This is a genomic window from Absicoccus sp. (assembly GCF_034090965.1).
GTDB classification, from domain to species: Bacteria; Bacillota_I; Bacilli_A; order Erysipelotrichales; family Erysipelotrichaceae; genus Absicoccus; species Absicoccus intestinalis.
Genome location: NZ_JAXDRQ010000035.1, coordinates 1 through 19,594, shown reverse-complemented (window position 1 = coordinate 19,594; position 19,594 = coordinate 1). Strand labels below are relative to the sequence as shown.

Genomic DNA, 19,594 nt, shown 5'->3' with positions numbered 1-19,594 from the left:
GTGAAGTCGTTACTTCACAAGCAACCGGTCATAACTGGAAAGTCAGTGGATGGACATGGAGCGATGATAACACGCAAGCTACGGTAACCGTTACTTGTCAAAATAATACCAGTGAAGTTCGTACCTTGAATGCCGAAATCCATTCGGATGTTGTCGACGAACCAACTTGTGTGGATGAAGGAAAAACCATGTACACGGCAATGGCAAAAGATCCAGAAACGGAAAAATCCTATGTTACTTTCAAGAATGTAACAACACCAGTCAATCCAGATGGACATGCTTTTGAAGCCGCCGTTTTGGCAGGACTAAAAAGAATCCGATTGATTCCTAAAAGAGGAAACATCTTAGCAACCCGTTCCATAACTTCATAAAAAACTCTGTCTATAATTGTTTATCCCTTTGAAAATGGATAGCATGCCCTGTTTTATGGCCTTGTTATTTCTTGACCAAATTCATTTTCCCGATCCCAATTTCTTTCTCTTTCATCTGCAGTGATAGAGCGTATGACACGGCAAGGATTTCCTGCTGCTAAACATTGATCTGGAATATCGTGCAGGACAATGCTACCACCACCAATCACTACATCATTACCTATGGTAATGCCTGGCATGACTTGAACACCAGCACCGATCCAAACATTATTGCCAATCGTAATCGGATAGGCATACTCTAGTCCCTTATTTCTCCGTTCATGATCCAATGGATGACCAGCAGTATAAAATCCACAATTGGGACCAATGAATACGTTATCGCCAAAGATTACTTTACCTCCATCCAAGATCGTTGTGTTATGATTTGCAAAAAAGTGAGAACCAATTTCAATATTGTATCCATAGTCACACCAAAAAGGGGCAACGATCGTAAATGATCCTTTTGTTTTTCCTAATAACTTTTTCATGATGTCTTGTTGTTTTTGGATTTGTGACGGGTGCAATAAATTGTATTTATAGCACAACGCTTTTGCGTTTTCGCGCTCACGCAACAAAGTCACATCATGATTTGCATCATAAAGCATTTGATTGAGCATCTTTTCTTTTTGTGTTGGCATGTGCCACCTCCCCAGCAAATCATTGCTTTTGCATTCCTTGTACTTTTCTTTCTACCATTCTATCTTCTTTTCATGTGCTGTAAACCATAAAATTGGTATCCGTTCTTTCGAATGACTACACTATATAAGATAAGCAATCGTGCATCATCGCAAAACAAAATATATCCATTCAAGTGATGTCTAGTATCTTTTTATCCAACCCTTTTAACTAGAGTGGTCTCTCCATTCACCTAAAATGGCTCCTCCAATGATCAAAGCGGCACCACACAATTGCAGCGGTGTCATGACTTCATTCAACAAGAGCGCTGAAAAACAAAGGGCAGAAACAGGATCTAGATAACTAAGCAGCGCAACCGATTGGCCAGACAGCTTCTGTAGACCAGAAAAATACAGAAAATAGGCCAAGCCTGTATTGACGACACCAATCGTAACAAGATATGGAATATCGTTTCCCATGATCGATGGAATGCTTGATGTCCAAAACACATATACACATGTAACAATGGCAGCCACATCCAACTCAATCGATGCGGTTTGCATGCCTCCCGTATAGTTGATTTTTTTATTTACCACGATCAATGCAACATATGAAAGGGCCGACATTCCGGCAATCAGCAATCCCAATGCATGCATTCCATTTGCCACAATGCTTTGACTGATGCAAAGAAGTCCAATCGCTACAACACAAGATAGTATTTTCCTTTGATTTAGCTTCTCATGAAAAAGAATAGGTGAGCACAATAACAAGGATGGGTCCCACATAATAAATCAATGTGGCCAGACTCACATTTAAAAGTTTATACACCTCAAAAAGCAAGATTCAATTCATGGCAAACAGGATACCACCAAGCATAAGCCAAATCCATTCTTTACATACATGTGCTTTATCAAAGCCCCCTTTGATGAATACTAGACAAGTCAATATCGCACCACCAATCCATGTGCGCATCAACACGATCTGACTGCTTCCCAACGATATAAAGGAAGCGAGTATACCATTTGTACCAAAAATCAACAAAGCAAGCAAGTACATGATATAGGCCCCATTTTATTTTGCTTATCATTTTTTCTCATTTTCTTTATTTCTCCACCCAAATCGAATCTGCAAAATATTTCCTTATTTCAACCTTCATCGTCTTATTTTCATACAATGCAATTCACCTTGCTGCTTGATAACTACAAAGCTCAATTAAATTGCTGTCTGGATCACGCAAATAAATGCTATTCATTGCCCCCAATGCCCCATGACGACACACCGGTCCCTCTTCGACTGGATACCCTTTTGCCTCAATCACATGTTTTACACTTTGGATGTCCTCATCAACGACAAAACACAAGTCAAGACATCCATAAGTCGGATGAGCTGCTGCTAGTAAGAACTCCGCTTTTTTAGTATGGATATTCAACTTCTGATTTCCAAACTGTACGGCATATCGTCCATGAACATGAACAATAGACATACCTAAAATTTCGCCATAAAAAGCAAGGCAAGCCGACAAATTTTGTGTTGTGATCACAAGATGATCCATTCTGATAATATGCACGAATTGCACTCCTACCTATATTTCGCCGTTTTTTACTCATTCCACAATATACTGTTTAAGGAGATTTTTTGAAAATCCCCATCAAAATGGATCCATCATCTTGTATTTTCATCACTTTTTGAATGATAAGTGATTTTCTTTGGTTAATGATTTACCCGTTCGAATCAAAATCCATGTTTGATAAAGACACTGATTTCTTTTTGAAAATCAAAGTCTTTCATTTTAGAAGATACAAACCGTTTCCGATAAAGCTTCTTTCTCGAATGGAAGCATACAACACCTTTTTGGGTTTCAATTCCAATCTATCATGGATTTCAACTGAATCTAAAAAAAAGACAGGTAGACCTGATCTTTTACTTAAGCATATCCATTTTTTGTGCAAGAAATTGTTCCACACACTCTTCAAAATTCAAGTCCATTCGTTGTGCCAGAACAACCAACCACCAAACACACTCTCCTATTTTTGAAGGCAATATGTCCTTATCCTCACTGGGCCAACGTCCTTGATCATCCATGGTTGCTCTGCCAATCAATCCAGCATCGGTCAAGAATGCCAGGGCATCCTCTTCCACAGACCAAATGGAACCATGCAACTCTTTTTCGAATTGATGATACCGATTTCTTATTGCCATGGATTGTTGACTCACTTCTTTCGATTTATCCTTTTCCCTCCCTATGGATATTTTCATTCGCCATTTTAGGACTTCTAAGAAAAACAATCAACGGTAAGAGAATGGCTACACTCAGCAAGGCACTAAAGAGTGGAACATTTCCGATGGGTGTATCATAGAGAAAATGATCGACCATCACAAAGAAGATCCAGAATAAGCCTTTTTTCTTATGATGATCCTCACAAGATCGAACAATCAAATAAAGGCCGATTGCCGTTATTCCCGTATAGACCCAATGTGACCCAAGAGATGCAACGACTCGATCCAATGCGGTTGGAAAGGCACTGTTTACATGTTTGAATCCACTCTGGGTAATATACGAAAGATCTTCATCAATCTGAAATCCGATTCCCACACACATGCCCATGCTCAAATAATCCTTCCATGTTTTTCGATGAAATAGATACACAAGCATGGCCACTATACCCAATTTTAAAAGTTCTTCAATGATCCCGGCCTCGGCCGATCCCATCCATGCATCCGAATAGAATCGTCCCATCAAACGGGTCATCGCATCGGTAAATCCATCATTGATTTCACCCGCCAATGGACTTGAAATAAAAGCTCCACAAGCACCTGCAATCAGCATTTCATAGCCACAAATTTTGTATTGTTTGGCCAATTGTTTCATTAAGAGATAAAATGGCACGATATAAACAAGAAGCAAAAGAAATGCACTATAGACTTGTAAATACATCGTGACACTTGTATGTTTTCCACCTAAAAAATCGCCTTCATTGATGGTCATTCCTAAAGCAAAAAGCAAGATCAGCAAACCTGTTACGACCATTCTTTTTTTGTTTTGTTTATTCATCGGATTATCTATCCTTTCATGAATGCATGATAAATACTTTGAAAAAAGGTGGATGCATCTAGACCAAAAGGCAATCCCGAAACGCCTCCATCTCCTGCCTCAAGGATCTTCCATGTACCATTCTCTAATTCAGCATAATCAATGGTATAGAAAGGACTCGGCAAATTTCTGTATTTTTCAGCCAATTCCATTGGCAATGCATTTGTGGATCCTGGTTGATTGGAATTTTGGTTTACACTAATGATATTGCCATTGGCATAAAATACCCGAAATTCATTGGTCACATCCCCATAATGTTTCAAATGGAGATATTCTTTGATGCAAATCCCTCCTGTTAAAAGATCACCACGATACTTATTGAATATTTTCATTTTATCATCGAATTCAGCTTGAGTGATCGATGAATCAAAAAAGGATGGAAATTCAGTCCCCTTCGTTGATTTGACACTATCTTTGACCATGAAACGTTGAAAATGATGTTTTATCCGTTCAATATCAACCTTACCATCCGGAAAATAGATGATTTTGGCCGTATCATCTTGGATCAATGGATAGACATTGGGAAACAGATGCATCTTTTCATACGCTTGCGGATTGGTCAACAAACGAATACCTCTAGAATCTAGCTCTTTATACAATTTCTGATATTGTTCTGGTTTTAGCATCCAACCACGATACAAAACACAATCTGAAATATCAATTGCATCCGTTGTTTTTAATTTTTCATTTATGAGCCAACGATCATAATTAAATAATATTGTGTTAAATAGGCCTGTTTCGATTGCAGCTTGATATTCTTCCACCATATCCTCATCGATCCTTCGATGATTCCGATAACTAGCAGGAAACAATATTGTCATTTTTTTCATTTTTCCATACCTATGCAGTCAGCATTCCATTTATCTCATAATTTTTTCGATAGCTTTTCCTTTTGCCAATTCATCAACCAACTTATCCAAATATCGAATTTTTTGCATCAATGGATCTTGAATTTCCTGCACCTTGATTCCACAAACACTTCCTGTGATCAAATGACAATGGGGATTCATTTGTGGTGCTTGTTCAAAGAAAGTTCGATAATCCACTTCATTGTTTAGCTGTTGTTGTAATTGGGGTTTGGTGTATCCAGTCAACCAACAAATGATAGCATCTACCTCATCTTTGGTTCGCCCTTTTCGTTCCCCTTTTTTCACAAGCAATGGATATACCTTTGAAAACTTCATAGAAAAGACTTTTTCATTATTCATACGTTTCCCCACTTTATACGATTGGAATCAGTGCAACATGGATCCTATCGCCAATTCCTTTTCCCATTTGTTTTTGTATATCTTTTCGCACACCAATGATATAACAAATAGATCCATCTTCATTCTTGATTCCCATATTGACGACACTTCCATTATAAGCCACGCCATTGAACGTAGCATGGACTTTTATTCGTCCTTTCCCAAATTCACTTCGAAGATCGATTGGTACGCGAACATAGGCACCGCCTTTCTCCTTTACCGGTTCGATGATCGCATCAAATTCATATTTTTCTTTCATACAGGATTCCTTCTTTCATAACACCAAATCGCAAGCTCTTTGATGAGATCACAATGTATTTCTTCATAGGGTATCTGAATCGATCCTTTGCCGTATGCATACCCATAGGTATCCAGTTTATCAGCAAAATGAAGGACAGCTTCAGATCCTGGATACAATCCAATATGTTTTTTATTGGCAGCAAAATGAATGATATTATGTTGATTCCAATAGGTTGGCATGCCCCACGAAATTTTTTCGGTGGCATCTGGCAAAGCTTCTTTGAGACAATTCCTTACAATCGATAGGTGTTTTTGAATGGGTTCATCCCAACCTAAGATGTATTCATCTACGGTTTTTGGCTTTTTTCCACAAGTATGCGATGGATTCTTTTTTGAGAATTCTCTTCCACATTTTGGACATTTCCACATGTCGCTCATCTCCTATCCATTCTTTGTAGGAAGTTGCCCTACTTTACAAAATCCTGATCATTGACAATGTTCAAGAATAACTGATTTAAGGGTTGCCATTTGGTTTCCATATCGTCCATGTTCTTTGCCACCCCTTTGATTTCTTCTAATTTTCTTTCCGCATATTCATTGATGATGCCAATCTTTGGCACCGTTTCCATTTCGGGAACATTTTTCTTGATTTCAAGCAATCGGTGGACCGCTGGTCTCATTTCGTCTTCCAGTTCGGCATCCAAAAGTTCATCAAATCGCACAGGTGGACAAGATTGTTTGTCAAGGATCCATTGAGCAGCCAAAAGAGGTCGAAGCACATATAAATATTTTTTCAATTGCACTTCATCACCTTTCAAATAATTTCGATAGTTCGAATCTGCCATATGCCAATAGTGGAATAAACTTTTCTTAGCCGAGAAATAGTGTGGTTGAATTTGTTTGATCCACTCTGCTTCTTCTGTTTCTGTATAGACAATTGGTGAAACACACCATTCCATGATTGTCGGATTGGCATGATACAACAATTGCAGACTCTTCTTCACATCCCATCCAGAAATATCAAAAACTGTATCCAATCGCCATTCGATCACATCTCGTACGCGGTCCAAACGCAAATAATCGGCTTCTTTCCGGACATAAATGAAACGTACATCATAGTCACTGTCTGGTGAGGCAAAGCCCCATGCTCGGCTTCCCGATTCCACAGCCATGATAATTTTCACATCTTCTGTTTCTTCGATTTTTTGTAGTTCTTCGATGATCTTTAATTTCATTTCCTTGTTCATTTGTTTTTTCCTTGTTTTAATGAATCAATTATAACAGATGATATTGTGCTTCTACAGGATGAAAGGATATTTCTGTCCATTTTCGTAGTTAGCTCGTTTTCAGTTAAAAAATACAAGCAAACCCTCCAGTGAAGTGTCTGCTTGTATTAATCTATTCAGTTGCTTTTACTATATGAAAGTATGGGAAACAACCATTTATTTTCTGATTGTATCCATTCCTCTGATTTTTTCTTTCCATTCTTCCTACCCATCTTACGCTCCTTTATCGCTTGTGTATTCTCGGTCCAAGAGAAAATTATCTTTTGGATGCTGTGTCAATTCAATCGGTTTCCAACCACGATCGTGATATCAATGCGTATGTTTGCGATGATCCAATCTTAGACAACTTGGTCCTTAAATAGGATAAATTTTTGGTCTTAAGTTCTCCCCATAATAAACCCCCAAAAGCAGAGCGGTTCATTTTGTGTATTTGTACTGTCTACTTTTAGGGAATTCAATCCATATTAAGTAAATCATTCATGCGTCAATTTCTTACAATGCTCGGCTAGAGTACAACTATGTTATACGATCAACTTTCTTTTGAAAGGTAAGCCAAGTACAAATTCCTGTCAGTAAAGCCATTGTGATCAGTTGTGCGAGTGACTCTGTCCGTATATCATTACCACTGGTAATTAAAATTTGTCGAACAATCACCACCAGCATGGATGAAACAATCGTTACTGGAACTGATTTCTTGATCATTCCAAACAGAAAAGGCCATACCGATAAAATCGTACACACGATTGTACCAACCACTGCAGATTTCGACCATTTCGTAATGTAAGCAAATTGAAAATTGCCCGCTAATAAGTTCCATTGTTGATCCACTATATATAGATAACTGCAACAACACACATATCCTATAGCCACCGATATAGCTGTAATTGCCATGACAATCAACAACTTTTCAAAAACTAACAATTTGCGATTCATGGGATACGTAAATAAAATATTGATTGTCTTATTGTTATATTCACCAATAATGATTTTGGAAGTCAATAAAGCTGAATATATCAAAAAAGTAAACGATAATAAAAGCCCAATCACTTTGAAAGTACTATCAAAGCTATCTTTTGTCTGGGTTGGATCATATGCGCTATCTATCAACGATACGGTAATAAAAAGAATAATGCCCACAATCAATAGTGCCGACCATAGTATCGTCCAATATAGTTTATATTTCTTCAATTCCAGTTTTAAAAGGTGCATCATTGATCATCACCATCCAATAATTCAAAGAAATAATCTTCCAGTGTATCTTGTTTTTTCCAAATACTCTCAACGCCAATTCCTGATCTAGCTAATTCTCTTGTTATTTCTATTCCGGATAATGGGCAGCTATAAATACGTATCGTATGATTGTCTACAATTTCCAAATTCGAAACTTTCATTTGATCCAAAATCTGGGCACATTTAGTAACATCATCCACTTCTAAATGAATATATTCCGTTTGGTGGTCGTGAATATCTTGTAATGTGAGTTCCTTGATCAAACTCCCATTCTTGATCACACCGATATCATCGGCAATCAACTCAACTTCAGAAAGAATATGACTTGAGATCAGAATCGTTGTACCATACTCCTCATTCAATTTTTTGAGCAAATTCCGCATTTCTCTGATTCCTTCTGGATCTAACGCGTTGATTGGCTCATCCAATATCAAAAGTTCCGGTTTTGTAAGAATAGCTCTTGCGATAGCAAGGCGTTGCTTCATTCCAAGAGAATAGTGTTTCACAGCTTTATTCATATTCGGATCTAAGTCAACCAGTCTCAACACTTCATCAATTCTGCAAAAATCCGGATAGCCCATATATTCACAATGAAGTTGTAAATTGTCTCTTGCAGAAATTCCATCATAAAAATAAGCGTTTTCTATGATGGATCCTATATGCTTAAAAATCTCATAACTTTTGTCGGTGACTTGTTTACCAAAAATTTTCACTTCTCCCGAATCGGGCTGCACCAGATGCAGAAGCATCTTCATGATGGTACTTTTACCAGCTCCATTTGGACCGACAAAGCCATAGATGGAATGTGTGCGAACATGCATATTTACATGATCCACAACTAGATGTTTATTAAAAGACTTTGTTAGATCTTTTGTCGCAATGGCATGATCCATATTGTATTCCTCCTTAATCATCATACAAAATGGATTTCTTTTTTTTCTATCTTGAATCTAACATTTCTCTAACGATTGATAATAATCGTAAAAATTGTTTTCTCATAAGGAATGCTTTGTACCTCGATTTGCATTCCCAGTCTGGCAGCAAGTTGTGCAACAATAGCCAGTCCCAAACCATTACCCGTAGTTCTAGCTGCTGTCGTATAATTTCGTTCAAAGATATGATCGATATGTTCCTTTGGAATGCCTCGTCCATGATCCTCAATCCTAATGCTAACGGTATCCTTATCTTCACAGGTAGAAATCCCTAGAAACTTTCCGTCGCGACCATGTATGATGGCATTATCCATGATATTCTTTAAAATTCTTCCCAGTATCACAGGATCTGTATGAATCCAAATTGGCTTCATTTCTTTTGGAACACTTACCTGAAAGTTCATTTGTGTTAGTTGATCATAGTATGCGAGCAATGTATCATTGCATAGCTTGACAATATTGATATTGCTAATTTCGACAATCAGATCTCCAGAAAATACTTTAGAGAGCAGAAAATAATCATTGATATTTGTCGTTAACTCATCGGCCTTGTAGTTCACTTTTGAAGCTGTCTTATATATTACCGTATTTTCCTCACCTTCTTTTATCTGCTTCAATAGAATTTCGCTATTTCCCTTTAAAATTGTAATGGGAGTTCTGATATCATGGGACAGATTAGTGAGTACTTTTGATAGGTCCCGTGCTTTTCGATCATAAGATCGTTTCTGTTCATAATACACATCCAGGAAATGATTGACTTCCTTTAGATGCTCATTCAAATATTTTTGATCTGATGGAATCAAAATACTTCCTTCACGCTCTCCCAGTCGGATTTCATGGAGCATTTTTGTAAGATATTGAAGTTCCCTATGTTCCTTCCTCGTATTATTAATGACAAATACCAGTGTCAGCAACAGGATGACAAACAGCAAAGTTCCTACAAATTCTATCATGATGCACTTACCTTATATCCAATTCCCCACAAGGTTTTAATATACTCTGTATTGCCACCATGTGCCTTTAACTTCGCTCTCAAACGATTTACATGGGTATTGATGACATTTTCATCTCCGTAATACGGTTCCTTCCAAACTGCCTCATATAATTGTTCTTTGGAAAAGGCCTTATCCGGATGGGCGGCGAGCAGATACAAAATATCAAATTCTTTACGAGTCAATTCCAGATTGACATCATCACGAAATACCGCATACTGGTTTGGATCAATACGAAGATCCCGTAGATACACTGTTTGATCCTGCCCAGCTCCCATCTCGGCCCTGCGAATATTGGCTTTGATTCTTGCGACCAATTCAATCAAAGAAAAAGGCTTTACCACATAATCATCTGCACCAAGTCCAAATCCAAGCGTTTTATCCAAATCTGAATCCTTAGCCGTGATAATGATGATTGGAATACTCGCTACACGGCGTATTCGTTTGATCAGTTCCATCCCATTCATATCTGGAAGCATCAGGTCTATCAATATGAGAGAATATCCTTCAAGGTTATCATTGACATGGCTGAAACTACTTCCATCTTCAAACGAAGTTACTTCAAAATCGTTTGATTCTAAATATTCTTCTATCATGTGACGAATTTCCGCATCGTCTTCTATTAATATTATTTTTTTATTCATAACCACAGTTACCTACTTTGACCTTATTTTCGAATCACTTCATCTAAATCTCTTTTCTGAAAAATTTAAAATTTGATTTAAGATTCTTAATGAATCAATTATAACAGATGATATTGTACTTCTACAGGGTGACATATGATCCTATTGGCATCACACAAAAAAAGTGACCTTTTAAGAGATACCTTAAAGATCACTTTATTCGATGTGTTCCATTTATACATTTTCCAAGGCATCAATATCCAATATCTTGATTCTTCTTCCGAAACGTTGGATAAGACCGGCCGTTTCAAGATATTTCAGTTTCCGTGAGAGTGTTTCTGGCGTTGTACCCAAATATTGAGCAACATCCATCATCCGCATTGGGATCGTAATCTCATTATCTACCGTTGTTTTTGGTAAGTTCAAGAGATAATTTGCCAATCGCTCTTCCACGCGTTCCATGGACAAGAACTGGGTTTGTTTTTCCAATTGCACCATCTTGCGGGCAGTCAGTTCAAACAATTTCAAGGCAATTTCAGGATAGCTCATCAACACCTGATTGAATGCACCCGATTTGTTTTTGCGCCATGCCGATGCCGGTGCCATTTCGACTAGACTCTGAATGGCTGAGCATGTTTTTGCCAACGTTTTCTGTTCCAGATAAGCACCAAACAAGAACAAAAACGAAACAATGGCTGCTTCCTCAAAGGAACGAATCCCAAAAGCCCCCCGCTATCGCAAGAGTCACCAATACATCTATACTAATTACCTTTACTCTTAATGCCTGCACAGCCTGTATGGCAATGGGAAGCCCCAATAAGAAAGTAAGTAGAAATTTTTCCTGGCACGGAAAGCATTTTGAGACCAAATGAAATCAAAATAAAAATTCCCGTCATGACCATCCAATGATTGCGATTCTGTAACACCCATTTTTGCATGTCATCCTCCTCCTTTAGACAGTCTCAGTATAAAAACTCTTCCAAAATAAAAATTGATAGGTATCAAGTTTCTGTATTTTTTGGTGTGCATAAGTTATAGTTTTCTACTTCCATAAAAAAACACGGAAATGGGCACACCATTCCGTGTTTCTGGTTATTCATTTAGACAATAGGAATACATTGATCCCACCCCTATTCATACTGAAACTTTACTCCCTTCTCTTTGAACATTGCTTCCAATTCTTTCTTGTCAATCTTTCCCTCTTTTATGGCTTGTTGTATTCCCGGTCCAAGAGATATGGTTAATGGGCCCCGTCTCATTGTCCGCTGCGCCAATTCAACTGGTTTCCAACCACGATTGCTATATAGATGCGTATGATTGTGATAATCCATAAAAAGTTGTACCAGTTTTTCTAGATCTTTCTTTGAAAGAAGTACGCCACATTCCCTGAGTTCCGATGTGATCCATTTGAGTTGCAACGTAGGAGATACCAGACCAAGCACCGATTTGCGATGAATATCTCGCAATAGCTTCTCTAATTCTGGCCCTTTTCGATCTTCCAAATACTTGTTCAATTTCTTCTCGTTTCGTTTTGGTTCACCCTCTATCTCACCACTAAGATACTTCACTTGGAATTCTTCATGATGGGAAAGAAAGGAAAATTCACTTAATCGTTTTCCCACATGATTGGATTTCTTTTTATGTCCAGACATATCCACTAGTTCTTTCGCATCTGCTTTCAACCTTCCAAGAAAATCTTTCAATTTTTTCTCTTCTCTGGATAGTTGTTTGGTGGTCGCATAAGTAAGAAAATCATCTGGAATAAAATAGGGCTTATCCGCCTGGGCATCTGTTAGTTGATAATATACCATCCGTTTTCCATAACCACTTCCCATGATCTCTCTAGCTACAAGCTCTCGATCCAATGGCTTTGATGGCTCCTCTGTATCCAGATCGTATAATTCATCCATTTCAAAGACATAATAGTAATGTTCTTCTCTTCTCGCAATGCCAGAAAATGCCACAAGATCTTTTTGACGTATGGATGGGATATCTATCCTGGTGGACAAATCTTTATAAATTTCCCACAAATGACGAATAGGAACGGTACCATAAAGATTTACAGCAGCATCAAAAAAAGCATGAAGAAAATCTTGTTGTTTGGTTGTAAGGCCAGCTTCCGCATATTTTCTAGCCAATGTTTTTTCGGATAATGGTTTTGGATATGACATATTTTCACCTATCTTAAAACTTGTTTCTAACTAAAGTCATTCTATCATGAATCCAGCCTTTTCGATCGTTATTGACCCATCAAGATAAATAACTTCTCTTTTACCTTATGTATTGAACTGATCTAACGACGATTTCATAGGAAGCAAGGACAAAGTGTGTATCATAAAAAAAGCAGACATCTTTGAAATACATAGTCTGCTTTTCCATTTTATTGTTTATTGATTGAGTCATTTTCATCGGCAATTGCTTTTCTTGTATCTTGTACAACATCCGATAAGGTTATCTTTTTCAGTTCCTCCTCCATCGCTTGTTGAACTCGATTCAGTTTTTGATCCACCCCTTTATGGATATTTCTTCCGATCGGACAGTTTGCATTCGGATTTTCATGAAAATGAAAGAGGCCTTCTTCACTAACCGCATCAACTGCTTTATAAATCGCAAAGAACGTTATTTCATCCAGTGGTTTTGCCAGAGTGATACCGCTTTTTCCTTGACTGATCGCAATGATGTCAGCCTCTTTGAGCGCACACATGACATTCCGTACGATGACTGGATTGGCTCCAACACTGCTAGCCAAAAATTTGCTCGTTACTTTTTGTGTGTCTTTAAAATAATCAATTGCCGTTATGATATGTACGGCTATTGTGAATTTACTCGTTATCTGCATGGATTCCTCCTTCTTGGAATATATACTTTTACATGGTATGGGTCAATGCAGAAATTCAAGTAATTGCCATTTCTTAAGCTCTTACAACACTGATTCTCTGTTGGATATGATTTCCTTTTTCCATTTCATCCACCATAGCAATTGCATAATCGGCATAACTAATGATGCTTTCCCCTCTGCTGTTCAATGTCAACTCTTCACCTGCAAGAATATACTTACCTGTTCGTTCGCCATCCGCTTGAAATTCACCTGCCGGACTTATGAATGTCCACTTTACATCATTGCGTTTGCGAAGTTCATCCAGTTCCTTTCCTTGCGCTTTTGCAAGTGGAAGAAAAGCTTTTGGGAAATCTGCACCCTGATATACCTGAACGGTATGTTCTTTGTTTACATACAAGCTTCCTGCTCCACCGACAACTAGAAGACGAGTGTCAGTTCCGGAAAGAAGATCACAAAGATACTGAGATGTCTTTACATGCATTGGTTGTTCTTCATCTTTCCATGCACCAAACCCATCTACTACCGCATCATAACCAATCAAATCTGCTTTCGTCAGATCCATGATATCCTTTTGAACATAATTGGAAGCAACCGTCTTATTTTCAGCGCCACGACCAAATGCTGTTACGTCAAATCCTCGATTCAAAGCCTCTTTGATAACTTTCTGTGCTACACGTCCATTTGCTGCTACTACTGCTATTCTCATAATAACTTCCTCCTTTGAAATAGTTAATTCATCTTGTAATATCATTTATTACAAGTATAAGATACATTGTTTTTTATAACTTGTCAATGTTTTTATTACATGTTTTTTTTAAAAGAAACCTTTTATTGATAAACACCAAAGGATTTCTTATTCACACAAAATAAAAACGCAGATTTCTCTGCGAATAGAACGGAAATACAAATTATATTACCGTAAAATCTAGATAGAACGATTTATATGGATCAATTGTTTTACCCATTCGGCTATTGAACCACTATTTTCTCTTTTATTCATAACTCGTAGTTGAATCATCCGAATAATTTAAAAAATAACGAGTGCTTCATCACAAACAACGTACTAAGTTTGAAACCTACAAATACGTTCCCTGGATTTCAAAGAAGCACCAACTATACTACTGAAACATTTTCCAACATCTGATTCTGGTACTCATAATTTAGTCTGTCAAAGATCTTGCCATTTATACACAACGCAGAATGTTCAACATTGATAAATTTCATCCCACATTTTTCCATGACTCTTTTGGAACCTTGGTTCTCTGCAGCACACCAAGCCCTCACAACTTTTATCTTCTTTTGAGCCGTTAAATATTGCAGGACAGCTTGTAAAGCCTCCGATGCATATCCTTTGGACCAATTTCTACGTTCAATGCTGATTCCAACTTCAATTGAACACAATTCATCATTGTAATCATAAGCCCCAATGGTTCCGATCAATTCGCCATTTAATTCGATGGCCCAGCTAAAAAAGAAATCATCATCGTAATGATCGATGAAAGTCTGTGTCGTTTTGTGAGCCATCGCCTTGGTTGCATATGGATTCCATCCAGAATACGCATACATTTTTGGATCCATACCCAAAATACGATATAACCAATCTGCATCTTCTTTTTCGTGTTTCCTTAGTACAAGTCTTTTCGTTTCTATTCGTTCGGTTCCACTCATTTTGTACTTTCCTCCCATTGATTCCAACTTTGTCTCTTATTTTATCAACGCAATGCCAACAATGCACAAAATCATTTTCAAATGACAGATTCTACATGTAGCGACTGGATTTAATCTTCAAATAACACAACATGATTTGAAATCACATCCGTATCATCAAATTCATTTCCAACCACAAATACCTTGGTTCGTATTATTTTTGGCAATATTCGTTTCCATATATCCCATTTCTCCTAAAGAAAAAGGCATCCAAAGTAGAATCTTATTGCATAAATTCGTACTTTAAATACCTTTTTATCACCCATCCGGTAAGGTTGAAGGCTATTTTCATTCAACAACATGGTATCGAAAAAAATATATATTTATCAAGAAAAATGGATTACCTTACCAAACGAAATTCCTGCATCAAATAATCATACAAGCAATAAGAAGCGTTTATCCCATCTGTTTCCGCTCAAACATATAATTTGCATTCTGAAAACAATACGGCTTTTCCTGCCAAAAACACCTTATCCTCTGCCATTCTACAATAAAGCATTCCACCTCGTTGGGAAGCTTGATACGCTACAATATTTTCTTTGCCAAGTTTCTTGGCCCAATAAGGAACAATATGACAATGTCCTGATCCACACACCGGATCTTCCATGATCTTTAATTTGGGTCCAAAACTTCGAGAAACAGAATCGGTATTTTCTCCTGGAGCTGTTACATGCACAAGCAAACCATCCAATCGCAACAATTTTTCCATATCTGGTTCGAGCTTTTTCACAATATTCGCATCATCGAATACACAGAGTAGGTCTCTGCCCATATAAGCTTCAATCGGTGTGGCACCAAGAGCATCGACAATCTCTTTTGTGATAGGAACTTTTTTCAATGCATACGCTGGAAATTCCATTTCTAACAAATCATTCTTTTTCCTAACCATCAAATCACCACTACAGGTTGAAAATGTAACCGTATCTTCATTCGGAAGATAGAATCGAAACAACACATAGGCACAAGCAAGCGTGGCATGTCCACACAAATCAATTTCACCACCACAAGTAAACCAACGCAATCGATACTGACTCCCTTCTTGAACCGCAAAGGCCGTCTCTGAAAAATTGTTTTCTTTCGCAATATCTATCATCCGACTTTCAGGGATCCATTGGTCCATGATACAAATAGCCGCTTGATTGCCATGAAAAACTGTATCTGTAAATGCATCGACAATATATTGTTTCATCTGCTTCCTCCATTTCTCATTTTGCCAAGATATCACTGCCTTATTTCCTTTTCCTTCTTATCAACAAACAGATCGATTATGGCTTGAATAAACCTTGCCACAGACACATTTTCGTCCGTTCTGAATCCGTCACCTATCCCATTAAAGAATGGAAAGGAAGGAGTTCATCGTCTCAGTCCTCATTGATTGAGCAAACATTTCATGCTCCATGAAAAAACTCAATAATTAATGCTAGCTATGTCATTACGATTGCTAAAGTACGAAAAATATCAACGTAATAAGACCTGCAATAAAGCCTTTACAGTATCTTGTCCATCTAAACAAGTACCGATTAAATACCCTTTCTCATTATCCCAATTTGCCAATCTACGATAGTAAAAGCCTTTTTTACTATCCTCAATAATGAACGGAACAATTCTATGCTTTCCACTTCCAGGCAAATTTGCTTTCACCAGTTAGAAACATGCGTCATCGGCGCACTTTAAAAACTCGAGGGTGAAAACCTTCAAGGGAGGATGATGTTTATTATCTGGACAATTTCTTCTGATTTGTCTTGTTACACATACCTTATGTACATCACAAGAGGATGTCCGCAAGAACTTTTAGTAGCAACTCGTTATCACTATGCTTTCGAATAGCGATACGACAATATGCGGAAGATAAACCATAAAACTGTGAGCAGTCTCTAACTTTTATTCCTCTTATCAGGAGTTCTTGCAGCATATTCTTTGTCGGGGATTTGAACAACAAAAAATTTCCTTTTGATGGAAATACCATTAATGGAAGTTTTTCGAGTTCACCAACTAACCAATCTCGCTCGCTTAATAAGAATTGGTATGTTTTTTGCATGTATGTCTCATCCATAAGCACACATAGTCCAGCAAATTGCGCTGGTGTAGAAACCGAGAAACTTTGACCACAAGAATACATGTGTGAAAGCAACCTTATATTGCTGGAAATGCAGAATCCTAAACGAAAACCTGCAAGGGAGTATGTTTTTGTAAACGCATCTATTACAACTAGATTTTCATATTTCGTCGTAAGTCTCTTTGCAGAATAATCTCTCCACTGCGGTAGAAACTCTATAAAACACTCATCAATAACAACAATAATGTTATTTTTGACACAGCAATCGAGTATCTTTTCTATAAATGGTTTGCTTACGATTTGTCCTGTTGGGTTATTGGGATTACACAAAAACAACATGTCACAATCTGGTTGAATAACAGACAGAATTTCCTCGTCTAATTCAAAGCCATCTGCCTCACTTAATGTGTAGTGTAATACATCGCAGTTCACTAACTTTAAGGCGCGCTGATATTCTTCAAATGTAGGTTCCACAATGATTGCATGCTTAGGCTTGACTGCAAATACTACACGATACAGCAGGTCATCCGCACCATTTCCACATAAAATATGAATTGCAGGGACATTGTATTTTTCAGCCAAACAGGCAGTTAACTGGTTACACTCAGGGTCGGGATATACATCAGATATATCAGCAATCGCATTCATGTTTTCTTTTACTACCCTAGGAATACCTAACGAATTGGTGTTAACCGAAAAATCAATAAGTGTACCATCTCCGTATTCAGTTATGACCTTCCAAGAATAATTATTAAAATTCGACCGCATGAAATAGAACACCTCCAAATACTCATTTGTCTTCCAATCATCCATCCCCTACCCTACATCCAATCACGAAACTCAACCCTATAAAAATGCTCTTTCGATAAGTTCCCCCAGAGAGTATTTTCTTAGTTGAACCATCCTTTTGGAAAAAAGTAAAATGTATAAGAATGGCTTAAAATAAGGCTTTCATCACATCTTAGCCATTGACCTTGAACATCAATGCTACCGTCTCCACATGGCACGAGAAAAGCACCTGAATGTCTGGTTTCTGGCCACAATTCCGTTCGTTAGCGGGAATTGCTCAAAGCCGAAAATCGGCATTTTTACAGTTACTCTCCGTTTACAGATATATCCAAGTGCTATTTCCACCTATAATACGGCGGGCTGGAGGAAGACATCGTCTCGACCTGCTCTCCTCTGCTCAATCGGTTTATGATCAAGGTCTCAACCCAGTATGCTGTTAGCTTGGTCGCTTATCTTGGTCGGTCAGCGATCAAGTGATTGCTGGCCGACTACTGCCTGAACCGGTATTTCCCTTTACCAAATCCGGAAACTGGCTCAATGATGCCCTGCTCTGCCATTTCCTTCAAAAGCTCAGAAGACCTTGACGCTTTTATATCAAGCACGCGCATGACATCCGACCGTCCAAAGATCGTCTGACCTTGGAATTCTTCGCGAAGCTTCAGGATATGTTCTGTCGTTTTAGTTGTAAATCTATTGTCAATATCCGATTTTAAAACCTCAATGTCCGATTTTCCATCTTGAATGTCCGGTTTTTTTCTTTCAATGTCCGGTTTTTCCGTTTCCTTGAACGTTCCGCTGATATGCAATGTTCGGTTGTGAAGCGGATTATCCTCGCCAAGCAGGAGGTTCCTTAAAAACAGTTCCAGATATTCCGTCGTCTCATTGATACCTTTTGTGAAGTCATTGTAGTTAGCGCGGACAAGCGAATTGCGGAAATACCACGCGTTTTCAGCGAAGATGTCATTCGTTACGTCAAAACCGAGCGTCCGCAGATACTTGATGAAGAACACCGCCGTGGTCCTGGTATTATCTTCACCGAAAGCATGAATCTGCCAGAGCCTCGAAACGAAAAACGCCCCTGTCACAGTCACAATAAATGAAAAAAGAACCGTAACTTTCTGACTAAGTACTGATCAATTTTGAATTGCGATTTTTCCAAAAATTGATCAGTTTTAAATTAAAATATACATCTATTATCTGATACAGGATTTGGCAGTATAGGATTCAACGTCAATCTTAACCACATTTACTACACTTGCCATCTTATCGTCGATCTCATGTTCTTCGCCAGTCTGTACTTTCATAAGAACACCAAGCGCTTTACATTTTTCTTTTATGTCTTCAATGATCATTGCTTTACCTCGACACATAACGCTCTCATACTCTGCTCCATATTTGCAAGGTATATCCGCTGTAATAAGAGATTCACCTCTATCAATTTCTACAAATACATTTCTGTTTTCTTTGAGGCACTCCAGCTTGTGTCCTTCTTTCGCACAATGCACATAAAATGTCAGCTTTCCCTTTTCCATTTGGT

26 protein-coding genes are annotated in these 19,594 nt (G+C 38.0%); 1 reads left to right on the top strand and 25 read right to left on the bottom strand.

The annotated features are described in order from the left end of the window. A partial coding sequence (locus tag SOS22_RS05080) for a hypothetical protein (protein WP_277633599.1) occupies positions 1-371 on the top strand: 371 nt, incomplete at its 5' end. Positions 372-424: 53 nt separating this feature from the next. Here SOS22_RS05080 and SOS22_RS05075 read toward each other — a convergent pair. The 25 genes from SOS22_RS05075 to SOS22_RS04955 form a co-directional block, all read right to left on the bottom strand. Continuing rightward, positions 425-1,048 carry a sugar O-acetyltransferase gene (locus SOS22_RS05075; protein ID WP_277633600.1) on the bottom strand — a complete coding sequence of 208 codons (624 nt, stop codon included), beginning with the start codon at positions 1,046-1,048 and terminating at the stop codon, positions 425-427. Positions 1,049-1,252: 204 nt separating this feature from the next. After that, the gene (locus SOS22_RS05070; protein ID WP_277633601.1) at positions 1,253-1,693 is read right to left on the bottom strand and encodes a DMT family transporter; all 441 of its coding nucleotides are present in this window, start codon (positions 1,691-1,693) and stop codon (positions 1,253-1,255) included. A gap of 175 nt (positions 1,694-1,868) precedes the next feature. Further along, on the bottom strand, positions 1,869-2,081 hold the full coding sequence (locus SOS22_RS05065) for a hypothetical protein (RefSeq protein WP_277633602.1): 213 nt from the start codon (positions 2,079-2,081) through the stop codon (positions 1,869-1,871). 124 nt (positions 2,082-2,205) lie between these two features. Next, entirely contained in the window at positions 2,206-2,592 is a 387-nt protein-coding gene (locus SOS22_RS05060) for a VOC family protein (RefSeq protein ID WP_277633603.1), read from the bottom strand. Positions 2,593-2,945: 353 nt separating this feature from the next. Next, complete coding sequence (locus SOS22_RS05055) at positions 2,946-3,224, bottom strand: hypothetical protein (RefSeq protein ID WP_277633604.1); 279 nt, start codon at positions 3,222-3,224, stop codon at positions 2,946-2,948. Positions 3,225-3,249: 25 nt separating this feature from the next. Next, positions 3,250-4,077, bottom strand: coding sequence for a PrsW family intramembrane metalloprotease (locus SOS22_RS05050; RefSeq protein ID WP_277633605.1), 828 nt, complete (start codon positions 4,075-4,077; stop codon positions 3,250-3,252). 8 nt (positions 4,078-4,085) lie between these two features. Next, positions 4,086-4,937 (bottom strand): ATP-grasp domain-containing protein, encoded by an 852-nt coding sequence (locus tag SOS22_RS05045; protein WP_277633606.1) that lies wholly within the window; start codon positions 4,935-4,937, stop codon positions 4,086-4,088. A gap of 39 nt (positions 4,938-4,976) precedes the next feature. Next, entirely contained in the window at positions 4,977-5,324 is a 348-nt protein-coding gene (locus SOS22_RS05040; protein ID WP_320325404.1) for a DUF2200 domain-containing protein, read from the bottom strand. 13 nt (positions 5,325-5,337) lie between these two features. Continuing rightward, positions 5,338-5,622, bottom strand: coding sequence for a DUF1905 domain-containing protein (locus SOS22_RS05035; RefSeq protein WP_277633608.1), 285 nt, complete (start codon positions 5,620-5,622; stop codon positions 5,338-5,340). Next, positions 5,619-6,032 carry an iron chaperone gene (locus tag SOS22_RS05030; protein WP_320596530.1) on the bottom strand — a complete coding sequence of 138 codons (414 nt, stop codon included), beginning with the start codon at positions 6,030-6,032 and terminating at the stop codon, positions 5,619-5,621. The genes SOS22_RS05035 and SOS22_RS05030 overlap by 4 nt, the downstream gene beginning before the upstream one ends. A gap of 38 nt (positions 6,033-6,070) precedes the next feature. Next, positions 6,071-6,850 carry a nucleotidyltransferase domain-containing protein gene (locus tag SOS22_RS05025; RefSeq protein ID WP_277633610.1) on the bottom strand — a complete coding sequence of 260 codons (780 nt, stop codon included), beginning with the start codon at positions 6,848-6,850 and terminating at the stop codon, positions 6,071-6,073. A 555-nt stretch (positions 6,851-7,405) separates the two neighbouring features. Next, positions 7,406-8,101: an ABC transporter permease gene (locus tag SOS22_RS05020; RefSeq protein ID WP_277633611.1), complete on the bottom strand. Its 696-nt coding sequence runs from the start codon at positions 8,099-8,101 to the stop codon at positions 7,406-7,408. Continuing rightward, positions 8,098-9,012, bottom strand: coding sequence for an ABC transporter ATP-binding protein (locus SOS22_RS05015; protein ID WP_320596529.1), 915 nt, complete (start codon positions 9,010-9,012; stop codon positions 8,098-8,100). Before SOS22_RS05015 ends, SOS22_RS05020 begins: the two co-directional genes overlap by 4 nt. Before the next feature lie 68 nt (positions 9,013-9,080). Then, positions 9,081-10,004 carry a sensor histidine kinase gene (locus tag SOS22_RS05010; protein WP_277633613.1) on the bottom strand — a complete coding sequence of 308 codons (924 nt, stop codon included), beginning with the start codon at positions 10,002-10,004 and terminating at the stop codon, positions 9,081-9,083. After that, entirely contained in the window at positions 10,001-10,687 is a 687-nt protein-coding gene (locus SOS22_RS05005; protein ID WP_277633614.1) for a response regulator transcription factor, read from the bottom strand. Before SOS22_RS05005 ends, SOS22_RS05010 begins: the two co-directional genes overlap by 4 nt. A gap of 213 nt (positions 10,688-10,900) precedes the next feature. Continuing rightward, the gene (locus SOS22_RS05000; RefSeq protein ID WP_320596528.1) at positions 10,901-11,311 is read right to left on the bottom strand and encodes a Crp/Fnr family transcriptional regulator; all 411 of its coding nucleotides are present in this window, start codon (positions 11,309-11,311) and stop codon (positions 10,901-10,903) included. Between the two features lie 116 nt (positions 11,312-11,427). Beyond that, a complete protein-coding gene (locus SOS22_RS04995; RefSeq protein WP_277633616.1) occupies positions 11,428-11,604 on the bottom strand; it encodes a hypothetical protein in 177 nt (58 codons plus the stop codon). A 192-nt stretch (positions 11,605-11,796) separates the two neighbouring features. Continuing rightward, complete coding sequence (locus SOS22_RS04990) at positions 11,797-12,837, bottom strand: hypothetical protein (protein ID WP_320596527.1); 1,041 nt, start codon at positions 12,835-12,837, stop codon at positions 11,797-11,799. Between the two features lie 209 nt (positions 12,838-13,046). Further along, positions 13,047-13,505: an Rrf2 family transcriptional regulator gene (locus SOS22_RS04985; protein ID WP_320596526.1), complete on the bottom strand. Its 459-nt coding sequence runs from the start codon at positions 13,503-13,505 to the stop codon at positions 13,047-13,049. 73 nt (positions 13,506-13,578) lie between these two features. Further along, a complete protein-coding gene (locus tag SOS22_RS04980) occupies positions 13,579-14,211 on the bottom strand; it encodes an NAD(P)-dependent oxidoreductase (RefSeq protein ID WP_320596525.1) in 633 nt (210 codons plus the stop codon). Positions 14,212-14,618: 407 nt separating this feature from the next. Continuing rightward, complete coding sequence (locus SOS22_RS04975) at positions 14,619-15,173, bottom strand: GNAT family N-acetyltransferase (protein ID WP_277633620.1); 555 nt, start codon at positions 15,171-15,173, stop codon at positions 14,619-14,621. Positions 15,174-15,627: 454 nt separating this feature from the next. Continuing rightward, positions 15,628-16,401: a PhzF family phenazine biosynthesis protein gene (locus tag SOS22_RS04970; RefSeq protein ID WP_277633621.1), complete on the bottom strand. Its 774-nt coding sequence runs from the start codon at positions 16,399-16,401 to the stop codon at positions 15,628-15,630. A 576-nt stretch (positions 16,402-16,977) separates the two neighbouring features. Beyond that, entirely contained in the window at positions 16,978-18,036 is a 1,059-nt protein-coding gene (locus tag SOS22_RS04965; RefSeq protein WP_320596524.1) for a histidinol-phosphate transaminase, read from the bottom strand. Between the two features lie 509 nt (positions 18,037-18,545). After that, the gene (locus SOS22_RS04960; RefSeq protein WP_320596523.1) at positions 18,546-19,142 is read right to left on the bottom strand and encodes a hypothetical protein; all 597 of its coding nucleotides are present in this window, start codon (positions 19,140-19,142) and stop codon (positions 18,546-18,548) included. 108 nt (positions 19,143-19,250) lie between these two features. Next, positions 19,251-19,594 (bottom strand): pyridoxamine 5'-phosphate oxidase family protein (locus SOS22_RS04955; protein WP_320596522.1); only part of this gene is annotated, 344 nt, incomplete at its 5' end.